The 12962-nt window shown below is 43.4% G+C and carries 8 protein-coding genes, 2 tRNA genes and 3 rRNA genes; 4 read left to right on the top strand and 9 right to left on the bottom strand.

The window, feature by feature from the left end:
- Positions 1 to 32 precede the first annotated feature (32 nt).
- Positions 33 to 326: a cell division protein FtsB gene (gene ftsB / locus QE177_RS02795; RefSeq protein ID WP_026823625.1), complete on the bottom strand. Its 294-nt coding sequence runs from the start codon at positions 324 to 326 to the stop codon at positions 33 to 35.
- Positions 327 to 771: 445 nt separating this feature from the next.
- Here ftsB and queD point away from each other — a divergent pair, with 445 nt between their 5' ends.
- Positions 772 to 1134 (top strand): 6-carboxytetrahydropterin synthase QueD, encoded by a 363-nt coding sequence (gene queD / locus QE177_RS02790; protein WP_280551228.1) that lies wholly within the window; start codon positions 772 to 774, stop codon positions 1132 to 1134.
- Positions 1135 to 1175: 41 nt separating this feature from the next.
- On the opposite strand, the gene queE is transcribed toward queD, so the two are convergent.
- Positions 1176 to 1850, bottom strand: coding sequence for a 7-carboxy-7-deazaguanine synthase QueE (gene queE, locus QE177_RS02785; protein WP_280551227.1), 675 nt, complete (start codon positions 1848 to 1850; stop codon positions 1176 to 1178).
- Between the two features lie 170 nt (positions 1851 to 2020).
- Between queE and QE177_RS02780 the strand changes: the two genes are divergently transcribed.
- A complete protein-coding gene (locus QE177_RS02780) occupies positions 2021 to 3394 on the top strand; it encodes an amino acid permease (RefSeq protein WP_280551226.1) in 1374 nt (457 codons plus the stop codon).
- A 93-nt stretch (positions 3395 to 3487) separates the two neighbouring features.
- Here QE177_RS02780 and QE177_RS02775 read toward each other — a convergent pair whose 3' ends face one another.
- The 7 genes from QE177_RS02775 to gmhB all read right to left on the bottom strand — a co-directional run bounded on the left by QE177_RS02775 (position 3488) and on the right by gmhB (position 11076).
- Positions 3488 to 4276, bottom strand: a complete 789-nt coding sequence (locus QE177_RS02775; protein ID WP_280551225.1) for an endonuclease/exonuclease/phosphatase family protein — start codon at positions 4274 to 4276, stop codon at positions 3488 to 3490.
- A gap of 214 nt (positions 4277 to 4490) precedes the next feature.
- Positions 4491 to 4567: transfer RNA gene (locus QE177_RS02770), tRNA-Asp, on the bottom strand.
- A 47-nt stretch (positions 4568 to 4614) separates the two neighbouring features.
- Positions 4615 to 4730 (bottom strand): 5S ribosomal RNA (gene rrf / locus QE177_RS02765).
- 181 nt (positions 4731 to 4911) lie between these two features.
- Positions 4912 to 8013, bottom strand: a 23S ribosomal RNA gene (locus QE177_RS02760).
- A gap of 392 nt (positions 8014 to 8405) precedes the next feature.
- Positions 8406 to 8481 (bottom strand) — tRNA-Glu (locus tag QE177_RS02755).
- A gap of 87 nt (positions 8482 to 8568) precedes the next feature.
- Positions 8569 to 10109: ribosomal RNA gene (locus QE177_RS02750) — 16S ribosomal RNA — on the bottom strand.
- Together the 16S, 23S and 5S rRNA genes with 2 tRNA genes alongside form the textbook arrangement of a ribosomal RNA operon.
- A gap of 397 nt (positions 10110 to 10506) precedes the next feature.
- Positions 10507 to 11076: a D-glycero-beta-D-manno-heptose 1,7-bisphosphate 7-phosphatase gene (gmhB, locus tag QE177_RS02745; RefSeq protein WP_280551224.1), complete on the bottom strand. Its 570-nt coding sequence runs from the start codon at positions 11074 to 11076 to the stop codon at positions 10507 to 10509.
- 167 nt (positions 11077 to 11243) lie between these two features.
- On the opposite strand from gmhB, the gene metN reads away from it, so the two are divergent.
- Both metN and metI read left to right on the top strand, forming a co-directional pair.
- On the top strand, positions 11244 to 12275 hold the full coding sequence (gene metN, locus QE177_RS02740; protein ID WP_280551223.1) for a methionine ABC transporter ATP-binding protein MetN: 1032 nt from the start codon (positions 11244 to 11246) through the stop codon (positions 12273 to 12275).
- Positions 12268 to 12918: a methionine ABC transporter permease MetI gene (metI, locus tag QE177_RS02735; protein WP_280551222.1), complete on the top strand. Its 651-nt coding sequence runs from the start codon at positions 12268 to 12270 to the stop codon at positions 12916 to 12918. The genes metN and metI overlap by 8 nt, the downstream gene beginning before the upstream one ends.
- Positions 12919 to 12962 lie beyond the last annotated feature (44 nt).

Raw genomic sequence — 12962 nt, 5'->3', positions numbered from 1 at the left:
GAGGCCCGACAAGATATTATTAATTAAAAATTTTATTTATGTTTGGGAAAAGAATTCTCATTCACTATACGGTAGAAAGACTCTCCAGGTCTAATCATACCAAGTTCAGTTCGAGCTCGCTCCTCAATCGCTTCACGTCCCTCATTCAAATCATCTATTTCAGCAAATAAACGTTCATTGCGTACTTTAAATGTCATGTTCAACGTCTCTAGCGCTGCAACTTCATTTTTCACACGCAAATAGTCATGGACACCATTCTTACCAAACCACAGTGAATACTGTAACCAGCAAAGTACCGCCAACAATATCAACGCTAATTTCCGCATCGAAGCCCCCTGCAAGACTCACTCATCATCCCACAACTTACCCCATGACGCTACCAATCACAGATAAGTTATTAATAAAAATTGACAAATAAATATGAAATAGAGTCAAACGGGTATTTTCATTGACAAAGTATAGCTTAGCTATATGTCAAAAAAAAGTTTGTTTTTACTGACTAATAAGTTAATTAATTTAAAATATTTTATTAGCAAAATGTTTTTCTAATTTGGAGTAAAAATTGTGCTGAAAAATCTTTTCATTTTATTTTATATTGATTAAGTTATAACACAACACCAAGATAATAAGATAATATAACCCTATCTCATTTTTAAAATGATTAAATTATCTTTAATTCACATAATGAGACTAATTAATCAAAAGTTTCTAATATAAAAAATGCATTCATCCAGATAAAATGTTTGCATTAATACGATTGATAGGTGCCACATGAGCGCAACAATTTTTAAAGATTTTCAATTTGAGGCTGCCCATCGACTACCCCATGTTCCCGCAGGACATAAATGTGGACGTTTACATGGGCACTCATTTATGGTCAGATTAGAATTAACAGGTGAAATTGATCCACAAACAGGCTGGGTCGTTGACTTTAGCGATATTTCTAAAGCTTTTAAACCTTTATGGCAACAATTAGATCATCATTATCTTAATGACATAGAAGGATTAGAGAATCCTACCAGTGAAGTTATTGCACGTTGGATTTGGTATAAAATGAAACCCATTTTGCCACAATTAAGTTCGATAATGATTAAAGAAACATGCAATGCAGGTTGTATTTATCGCGGTAAATAAACCCAACTCTTTATTCTCAGCACCATTTGGTGCTGAATATATTAAGCGATATCTAAATATTTATGCATTTGAACTGACAACCGCCAATTACGCTTAATACAGGTTTCAATACAAAGGTTAGTTGCATTTGCGTTTTGACTAATCGGTTGCAAACAAATATGCGGTACAGGGTGATTGGGTGCAAGCTGGTTAATCAAATATTCTAATGCATCAATATCTTTTTGACGACCGACAGGATGTTTAATTTCATTGGCCCGATTTAACGCTGCCGGTAATATCTTAAAACCTCCACGCATCGCCACTTTTGGCGATACGGTTACCCACGTTTTTTCAGAACAATAAATATTATGTGTTCCACTTGTTTCAATTTGACACTGATAACCTTTTTTTTCTAAGTTAGTAGTTAATTCAGTGAGATCATATAAACAAGGCTCTCCACCCGTAATTACGACATGACGTGCGGTGTAATGACTCTGTTCAAATAAATCAATAATTTGTTCTGAGCTACACGTTGCCCACTCCTCATTGTCGCTCTTTTTAGCTAAAATTATCGATAATGGCCGTTGCTGTTGCTTATTTTTAGCCCAAGTATGTTTAGTATCACACCAACTACATCCGACTGGACAACCTTGTAAACGAATAAAAATTGCTGCTACTCCAGTAAAATAGCCCTCTCCCTGTATTGTTTGAAAAATCTGATTAATTGGATAATCCATAACGTTCTCTAAAATAACTTAATAATTTGCCTATTATTGCAGATATCTATCCCTAGAACACCTTTCTTTATGTTATGGTAAACAACTTGTGCTTTGTAGTTATCAAAACCCTTTAGGTTGTGAACTGGGAGCATATCCAGCACATTAAAAGTAAGATGGAAAGACGACACATGAACAATACAAATCAACTTAAACGGGGATTAACTGGCAGGCACATTCGCTTTATGGCGTTAGGCTCCGCAATTGGCACAGGGCTTTTTTATGGTTCAGCCTCGGCGATCCAGGCTGCTGGACCTGCAGTACTGCTTGCCTATATGATCGGTGGAGCCGCAGTTTTCATGGTCATGCGAGCTCTTGGTGAAATGGCGGTTCATCATCCAGTACCAGGTTCTTTTTCTCAATATGCTAGCCACTATATGGGACCATTAGCCGGTTTTCTAACTGGATGGAATTATATTTTTGAGATGTTAATTGTCTGTCTAGCCGACGTAACCGCTTTTGGAACTTATATGCGTTTTTGGTTTCCGCATGTTGATCAATGGATATGGGTATTAAGTATTGTCCTTTTTATTGGCGCATTGAATTTGTGTCATGTGAAAATTTTTGGCGAAATGGAATTCTGGTTATCAATTATTAAGGTAATTGCTATTATTGCGATGATCATTGGCGGCGGTGCAATTATGTTATTCGGTTTCGGTCAAGGTACCGAACATCATGCAACAGGTTTATTTAACCTTTGGCAACATGGTGGTTTTATGCCAAATGGCGTAGAAGGAATTATTGCCTCGCTAGCAATCGTTATGTTCGCCTTTGGTGGTATTGAAGTGATCGGCATTACGGCCAGCGAAGCTAAGGAACCAGAAAAAACGATCCCTAAGGCTATTAATGCTGTACCATTGCGTATATTACTGTTTTATGGTTTAACGCTATTTGTCTTAATGTGCATTTTTCCTTGGAACCAAATTGGGCAGAATGGTAGCCCATTTGTGCAAATTTTTGCCAATTTAAATATCTCTTCTGCTGCTAATATGTTAAATATTGTTGTCATTACGGCTGCCATATCTGCTATTAATAGTGATATCTTTGGAGCGGGACGGATGATGTATGGTATGGCTCAGGAAGGACAAGCTCCTCGCTCATTTATGAAAGTTAGCCGCACTGGTGTCCCCTGGATGACCGTGGTTGTTATGTCGGTGATCATGCTAATTGGCGTTTATCTCAATTATATTATTCCAAAAGATATTTTTGTAATAATTGCCTCTTTAGCGACATTCGCTACCGTTTGGGTTTGGTTAATGATATTACTTTCTCAAGTTGCTATGCGCCGTAAAATGAGCGCTGAAACAGCAAGCAAACTGAAATTTAAAGTTCCATTTTGGCCGATTGGTCCACTCATCACTATCTTATTTATGATGTTTGTTATCGTGCTGTTAGGCTTTTTTAAAGATACACGCATTGCGCTGATCGTAGGAATGATTTGGATCGTATGCTTGTCAATGACTTACTACTTATTTGTTAAAAAAGAGAATATATCAACAAAATAACATTGATAGCTTCTATCATAATCGGATCGCGAACATAATGTTGAAAATAGAAGTGCTGAATCAGTATTTCTATTTTCTATTCTCTTATTAAAACTATTTGATACTAAATTTGACACAAATGGGATTATGATCAGAAGATTCTGTTTTAATCACTTCTGCATCGAGAAGAGTCAGACTACGATAAAAAACATAATCTAATGGGTAACCAAAAATTATAGTGCGCACATCGGGATCAAAATTGACTTCTTTCATTCGTAAACTGCGCGTGAAACGTTTAAGTGCATTAATACGTTGGCGACTCCAAGTATTAAAATCTCCTGCAAAAACCACTGGCCCTTGATGTCTTTTAATATGCTCCCCTATATTGTGTAACTGCCGACTATAAATATCCACACCAAAACTAAAGTTAACTGCATGAATATTAATAATCATCAAATTACGGCCATTATGTAGCGGATAAACGGTAATTAACGCTGATTTCGGTAAACGAAGTAACGGCTCTTTTTCGCGCAATGGACAACAATAAATTGGATGCGATCTTGCTAGCGTCATTACCCCAGAGGCGTGTTGAGGGAAAACAATTGCCGGCACTTGATCAGCAACTAAATGTTGAGAGACAACAAAATCAATAAGTTGAGGTGAGGTTTGCGCTTCTTGTAATAAAATCAAATGTTTATCTATGACTAATTTATTTAAAACTGAATGCCAGTTTGGACGTTGCTGTTTATAAATATTCCATGAAACAATGCTTAACTCATCACTTTCTGAGAATAGTGGCATCCCTATCGGTAAATCATCATCAAGCGTATATTCAGATACAGGTAAAATACGCTTTGCCGGCTGGCCAGCAATATAACGCACAGAATAAATTTTTTTTGCCACCTCAAATAACCCTTAAAAATCGAATATTTATTAACCTATCTTACTATATAGATAATAGATAAAACTCATTATTTAGAAGCATATTTGCGTATTAAAGTTCAAGAAAAATAAAAACAAAATACTTTATAAAAAATATTTGTATAATTAATAAGTTATTTTTAAAAAATAACAAAAAGCCCTGTGATATTTTCACAGGGCTTACTTCCGATATTATTGGCGGTGCGGACGGGACTCGAACCCGCGACCCCCGGCGTGACAGGCCGGTATTCTAACCAACTGAACTACCGCACCACCCGATTTATCTCACTAACAGCCTTAGCTATTAGCATTAAATTAAAGTCTGGCAGCTCCCTACTCTCACATGGGGAGACCCCACACTACCATCGGCGCTACGGCATTTCACTTCTGAGTTCGGCATGGGGTCAGGTGGGACCACCGCGCTATTGCCGCCAGACAAATTCTTTTTTCGCTATCCTGTTTCATTACGCTGCTATCTCGGCCAGCCTTTCGCCTCATTCACATACCTCAGTATGCACCTAGCGCCAGCTCACTGCCATTCACGTAAATTCCTACAGGAGTCAATCTCCGAACAAGCTAAAATTTCTTCTCTCTTCTCAAAACACCTTCGGTGTTGTCAGGTTAAGCCTCTCGGGTCATTAGTACTGGTTAGCTCAACGTATCGCTACGCTTACACACCCAGCCTATCTACGTCCTCGTCTCGAACACCCCTTATAGGACATTGCTGTCAGGGAAGACTCATCTTGAGGCAAGTTTCCCGCTTAGATGCTTTCAGCGGTTATCTCTTCCGCACTTAGCTACCAGGCTATGCCATTGGCATGACAACCTGTACACCAGTGGTGCGTCCACTCCGGTCCTCTCGTACTAGGAGCAGCCCCCCTCAATCTTCCTTCGCCCACGACAGATAGGGACCGAACTGTCTCACGACGTTCTAAACCCAGCTCGCGTACCACTTTAAATGGCGAACAGCCATACCCTTGGGACCTACTTCAGCCCCAGGATGTGATGAGCCGACATCGAGGTGCCAAACACCGCCGTCGATATGAACTCTTGGGCGGTATCAGCCTGTTATCCCCGGAGTACCTTTTATCCGTTGAGCGATGGCCCTTCCATTCAGAACCACCGGATCACTAAGACCTACTTTCGTACCTGCTCGCGCCGTCACGCTCGCAGTCAAGCTGGCTTATGCCTTTGCACTAACCTCACGATGTCCGACCGTGATTAGCCAACCTTCGTGCTCCTCCGTTACGCTTTGGGAGGAGACCGCCCCAGTCAAACTACCCACCAGACACTGTCCTCAGCCCGGATTACGGGCCTAAGTTAGAACATCAAACATTAAAGGGTGGTATTTCAACGTTGGCTCCATGCGAACTGGCGTCCACACTTCAAAGCCTCCCACCTATCCTACACATCAAGGCTCAATGTTCAGTGTCAAGCTATAGTAAAGGTTCACGGGGTCTTTCCGTCTTGCCGCGGGTACACTGCATCTTCACAGCGAGTTCAATTTCACTGAGTCTCGGGTGGAGACAGCCTGGCCATCATTACGCCATTCGTGCAGGTCGGAACTTACCCGACAAGGAATTTCGCTACCTTAGGACCGTTATAGTTACGGCCGCCGTTTACTGGGGCTTCGATCAAGAGCTTCGCCTTACGGCTTACCCCATCAATTAACCTTCCAGCACCGGGCAGGCGTCACACCGTATACGTCCACTTTCGTGTTTGCACAGTGCTGTGTTTTTAATAAACAGTTGCAGCCAGCTGGTATCTGCGACTGGCTTCAGCTCCATGGGCGAACCACTTCACCTAACGCCAGCGTGCCTTCTCCCGAAGTTACGGCACCATTTTGCCTAGTTCCTTCACCCGAGTTCTCTCAAGCGCCTGAGTATTCTCTACCTAACCACCTGTGTCGGTTTGGGGTACGATTAACGGTTACCTATCGCTTAGAGGCTTTTCCTGGAAGCTTGGCATCAACTACTTCACCACCTTGGTGGCTCGTCATCACGCCTCAGTGTTATAGCCATGCGGATTTGCCTGCACGACCCACCTACACGCTTAAACCGGGACAACCGTCGCCCGGATAGCCTAGCCTTCTCCGTCCCCCCTTCGCAGTAACCCTTAGTACGGGAATATTAACCCGTTTCCCATCGACTACGCTTTTCAGCCTCGCCTTAGGGGTCGACTTACCCTGCCCCGATTAACGTTGGACAGGAACCCTTGGTCTTTCGGCGAGCGGGTTTTTCACCCGCTTTATCGTTACTTATGTCAGCATTCGCACTTCTGATACCTCCAGCAGACCTCTCAGTCCACCTTCGACGGCTTACAGAACGCTCCCCTACCCAACAACATTGCTGTTGCTGCCGCAGCTTCGGTGCATGGTTTAGCCCCGTTACATCTTCCGCGCAGGCCGACTCGACCAGTGAGCTATTACGCTTTCTTTAAATGATGGCTGCTTCTAAGCCAACATCCTGGCTGTCTAAGCCTTCCCACTTCGTTTCCCACTTAACCATGACTTTGGGACCTTAGCTGGCGGTCTGGGTTGTTTCCCTCTTCACGACGGACGTTAGCACCCGCCGTGTGTCTCCCGTGATAACATTCTTCGGTATTCGTAGTTTGCATCGGGTTGGTAAGTCGGGATGACCCCCTAGCCGAAACAGTGCTCTACCCCCGAAGATGAATTCACGAGGCGCTACCTAAATAGCTTTCGGGGAGAACCAGCTATCTCCCGGTTTGATTGGCCTTTCACCCCCAGCCACAAGTCATCCGCTAATTTTTCAACATTAGTCGGTTCGGTCCTCCAGTTAGTGTTACCCAACCTTCAACCTGCCCATGGCTAGATCACCGGGTTTCGGGTCTATACCCTGCAACTTAACGCCCAGTTAAGACTCGGTTTCCCTACGGCTCCCCTATGCGGTTAACCTTGCTACAGAATATAAGTCGCTGACCCATTATACAAAAGGTACGCAGTCACCCCACCCCAAAGTACTCCGTACTTTGCGGCGGTTGCCTTCGGCAACCCACCCCATCCCAGTCAATTGGCCTGATGCGTCTTAAATCAGATTTTACCTGATTCAATCTAAATCACGCGCCTTGATTCGTTGGGACTTACACTGCTTGATTGGATTGGTTGGGCGTCGCTACGCTCCGCCAAACCGCCAAACAGCGTGCAGAAATACTTTGGTGGTGGGGCTCCCTGCTTGTACGTACACGGTTTCAGGTTCTTTTTCACTCCCCTCGCCGGGGTTCTTTTCGCCTTTCCCTCACGGTACTGGTTCACTATCGGTCAGTCAGGAGTATTTAGCCTTGGAGGATGGTCCCCCATATTCAGACAGGATAACACGTGTCCCGCCCTACTCTTCGAGCTCACAATACTAACATCTTCGGATACGGGGCTATCACCCTTTATTGCTGGCCTTTCAGACCCTTCTCCTGATACTAATATCGATGCTGACTCTGGGCTGCTCCCCGTTCGCTCGCCGCTACTAGGGGAATCTCGGTTGATTTCTTTTCCTCGGGGTACTGAGATGTTTCAGTTCCCCGGTTCGCCTCGTTTGACTATGAATTCATCAAACGATAGTGCATTAATGCACTGGGTTTCCCCATTCGGACATCGCCGGCTATTACGCTTCATATCAGCTTACCGACGCTTTTCGCAGATTAGCACGTCCTTCATCGCCTCTGACTGCCTAGGCATCCACCGTGTACGCTTCGTTCGCTTAACCTCACAACCCGAAGATGTCTTTATTTCACTATCATTCTGATAGGTTATGGCTGCGCGTGCAGCAATTCTTTGTTGGGCAGTGCTCGCAATGCTCACGTACTTTTGTACGCTGCGCTTGCTGCGCGCTGGCCGCCTCGATTCCTGACTGCTCGCTCATAATGCCTGCCTTCCTGACAGCGAATACACTTCACGTTGGAGTTTGAGAGTTCTCCACATTATTTTTCTCAATAATGTGTGTTTCAATTTTCAGCTTGTTCCAGATTGTTAAAGAGCATAATTGTTAAACCAACTCGTTGAATTGGCTTAATCATTATTGAGTAAAGTCCATAGCAAGCCAGCATGAGCTTCACAACACACCAAAATATTGATGTGCGGCCTTTCTAATCACCGAAGTGGCGTCCCCTAGGGGATTCGAACCCCTGTTACCGCCGTGAAAGAGCGATGTCCTAGGCCTCTAGACGAAGGGGACTTCAAGGTCTTCAGTCAATCTTAGATTGGCTTTACTCTCGATTTCATCAGACAATCTGTGTGAACACTCACATTCCATCTATCTCGGTAAGGAGGTGATCCAACCGCAGGTTCCCCTACGGTTACCTTGTTACGACTTCACCCCAGTCATGAATCACAAAGTGGTAAGCGCCATCCCGAAGGTTAAGCTACCTACTTCTTTTGCAACCCACTCCCATGGTGTGACGGGCGGTGTGTACAAGGCCCGGGAACGTATTCACCGCGACATGCTGATCCGCGATTACTAGCGATTCCGACTTCATGGAGTCGAGTTGCAGACTCCAATCCGGACTTCGACGTACTTTCTGAGTTCCGCTTCCCCTCGCAGGCTCGCCTCTCTCTGTATACGCCATTGTAGCACGTGTAGCCCTACTCGTAAGGGCCATGATGACTTGACGTCATCCCCACCTTCCTCCGGTTTATCACCGGCAGTCTCCTTTGAGTTCCCGACATAACTCGATGGCAACAAAGGATAAGGGTTGCGCTCGTTGCGGGACTTAACCCAACATTTCACAACACGAGCTGACGACAGCCATGCAGCACCTGTCTCAGCGCTCCCGAAGGCACGCCTCTATCTCTAAAGGCTTCGCTGGATGTCAAGAGTAGGTAAGGTTCTTCGCGTTGCATCGAATTAAACCACATGCTCCACCGCTTGTGCGGGCCCCCGTCAATTCATTTGAGTTTTAACCTTGCGGCCGTACTCCCCAGGCGGTCGATTTAACGCGTTAGCTCCGGAGGCCACAGTTCATGACCACAACCTCCAAATCGACATCGTTTACAGCGTGGACTACCAGGGTATCTAATCCTGTTTGCTCCCCACGCTTTCGCACATGAGCGTCAGTCTTTGTCCAGGGGGCCGCCTTCGCCACCGGTATTCCTCCACATCTCTACGCATTTCACCGCTACACATGGAATTCTACCCCCCTCTACAAGACTCTAGCTAACCAGTCTTGAATGCCATTCCCAGGTTAAGCCCGGGGATTTCACATCCAACTTAATTAACCGCCTGCGTGCCCTTTACGCCCAGTAATTCCGATTAACGCTCGCACCCTCCGTATTACCGCGGCTGCTGGCACGGAGTTAGCCGGTGCTTCTTCTGTCGCTAACGTCAATTGCTAAGACTATTAACCTTAACACCTTCCTCACGACTGAAAGTACTTTACAACCCGAAGGCCTTCTTCATACACGCGGCATGGCTGCATCAGGCTTGCGCCCATTGTGCAATATTCCCCACTGCTGCCTCCCGTAGGAGTCTGGGCCGTGTCTCAGTCCCAGTGTGGCTGATCATCCTCTCAGACCAGCTAGAGATCGTCGCCTAGGTGAGCCTTTACCCCACCTACTAGCTAATCTCATATGGGTTCATCCGAAGGTGTGAGGCCAGAAGGTCCCCCACTTTGCTCCTTAGAGATTATGCGGTATTAGCCACCGTTTCCAGTGGTTATCCCCCGCCTTCGGCCAGATCCCCATACCTTACTCACCCGTCCGCCGCTCGCCGGCAAGAAAGCAAGCTTTCTCCCGCTGCCGCTCGACTTGCATGTGTTAGGCCTGCCGCCAGCGTTCAATCTGAGCCATGATCAAACTCTTCAATTAAAAGTTTGATGCTCAAAGAATGTTTTACTGGCCGTAACGCTTTTTTTTGCTACTTTGTCGACATTTTACTGCCTTCACCGTTGCCCAAAATAACGTTACTGCTTATTAGTTCATATATGAATTAACTGTTTTGTCACTCTTCAAGACTTAATCTTCAAATAGTTTTTGATGATGTCTTGCGAGTGCCCACACAGATTGTCTGATTAATTGTTAAAGAGCGTGCGACCGGAGTCGCGAGGTGGCGTATATTACGCTTTTCACCTTAAATTAACGTTACACTTTTATTCACTCGTTGATGAATAAGTCGCGATAACGGAAGGGCATTATAGATTTATTTTATCTTTGCACAAGTACTTTTTTAAAAAAAATAATTTTGCTTTATTTATGAACAATAAGCTCATTTTTTTGACAATGTTTTTATCTTATTAGGTAAATCTGCCAGGCTATTTATAATCCAATCAGCATATTTTTTATCATCTTCAGAGACAGTCTTTGCTGTAGTAACCAATACATTAGTCCCAACATGCGCCTCTTTACCAGCTTGCATATCAGAAAGCTTATCACCAACCATATAAGAAGCTTTCATATCAATATTAAGTTGTTTTTGCGCGGACAATAACATACCGGCCTTGGGCTTACGGCAATGGCATATTTGTCTATATTTTTGTTCAATTGCTGCCGGATGATGAGGACAATAATAGATACCATCAAGCTCAATGCCACGATCAATAAGAGACCAATCCATCCATTCCGTCAAGGCAAGAAATTGCGCTTCTGTGAACAATCCTCTGGCAATGCCTGATTGATTGGTAACAAGTATCAAAGCATAACCCATTTTTTTTAATTCAAGCATCGCCTCAATGGCACCTTCAATAAACTGAAAATTATCTATTTCATAAACATAGCCATGATCGTGGTTAATAGTACCATCACGATCAAGGAAAATCGCCGGAATACTTTGACTCACCATATTACTCCATTAAATTTAACTTTGTTCATTATATGAAAAGCGGTTAAATAAGAACAGGAGCAATATTTACATTTTTGTTGACTTAGCCGTCTAGACACCTTAACATCCATACTAAATAGGATCGAATTTTCTCCACCACTGTTTCCATTATTTAGTAGATCACAATGATAAGACTTTCTAACATTAATAAAATTTTTCACCAAGGAACACATGCAATTCACGCATTAGCCAATATTAATTTGCATGTTCCTCAAGGCCAAATTTACGGGGTTATCGGTGCTTCCGGTGCCGGGAAAAGTACGCTAATTCGTTGTGTTAATATGCTTGAGCGCCCAACATCAGGAGAAGTATTCATTGATGGGCAGACATTGACCAATCTTTCTGAAAAAGAGTTAATTTTCACACGTCGTACTATCGGAATGATCTTCCAGCATTTCAATCTACTGTCTTCACGAAACGTTTTCGATAATATTGCCTTGCCTCTGGAGCTAGATAACATACCAAAAGCCAAGATCCATCAACGCGTAACAGAGTTATTAAAACTAGTCGGTTTAGTAAATAAAAAAGATGCCTATCCAGCTAGTCTATCTGGTGGACAAAAGCAACGAGTTGCTATAGCTCGCGCTTTAGCCAATTCGCCTAAAGTACTATTATGCGATGAAGCAACAAGCGCATTGGATCCGGCAACAACCCGTTCTATTCTTGAGTTATTGAAAGATATTAATCGACGTTTAGGTTTAACCATCTTACTTATTACTCACGAGATGGATGTTGTAAAACGTATATGCGATCAAGTCGCGATTATCAGTGAAGGGCGCTTAATAGAACAAGATAGCGTGAGTGAAGTATTTTCTCATCCAAAGACACCGATTGCGCAAAATTTTATTAAATCAACCCTGGTATTAGATATTCCTGAAGATTATCAAAGGCGTTTACAGATGGCGCCGGCAGCCGATTTATCGCCATTATTGAAAATGGAATTTACCGGCAAGTCGGTCGATGCACCATTGATTTCAATGGTAGCTAGAAAATTTAATATCGACATTAATATATTAAGTTCACAAATTGATTACGCCGGTGGGGTTAAATTTGGTTTTATGCTGGCTGAACTTCATGGTCTTGACGAAGATATTGAAAAATCAATTACCTTTTTAGAAGAGCACCATGTAAAAGTGGAGATCTTAGGTTATGTCTGAAAAAATGATCATCCTGCTACTAAATGGTATGCTAGATACACTTATTATGACTTTTGTGTCAGGATTTTTGGGATTTTTATTAGGACTTCCCATCGGGATATTACTTTATGTGACTCGCCCCGGCCAAGTTATGGAAAACCTGCCCCTTTACCGAACAGTGTCCGCATTAGTTAATGTGTTTCGTTCTATTCCATTTATTATTTTATTGGTTTGGATTATTCCACTAACTAAATTCATCGTCGGCACATCTATCGGTATTCAGGCTGCTATCGTTCCACTGACTATCGGTGCTGCACCTTTCATTGCCCGTATGGTTGAAAATACGCTGTTAGAGATCCCCAATGGCTTAATTGAAGCGGCTCGTTCAATGGGCGCAACGCCGCTACAAATCATTGCTAAAATTTTGTTACCTGAATCTTTACCCGGTTTAGTCAACGCAGCTACCATTACGTTAATTATGTTAGTCGGTTACTCTGCGATGGGCGGGGCAGTGGGTTCTGGCGGATTAGGTCAGATTGCGATGCAATACGGTTATTATACCTATAACCCAACTGTGATGAATACGGTACTTGCTTTACTGATTATTTTAGTTTTCGCTATTCAATTTGTTGGCAATCACCTAATGAAAAAAACACGTAAATAGAATCACTGCTTAAAAAGGTTAAACTGAGTCTTAGTGGGTCTTAA

Source organism: Arsenophonus sp. aPb, assembly GCF_029873475.1.
Taxonomy (GTDB): domain Bacteria; phylum Pseudomonadota; class Gammaproteobacteria; order Enterobacterales; family Enterobacteriaceae; genus Arsenophonus.
Note: the sequence above shows the minus strand (reverse complement) of the source record. Positions and strands in the feature narration are given on the sequence as shown.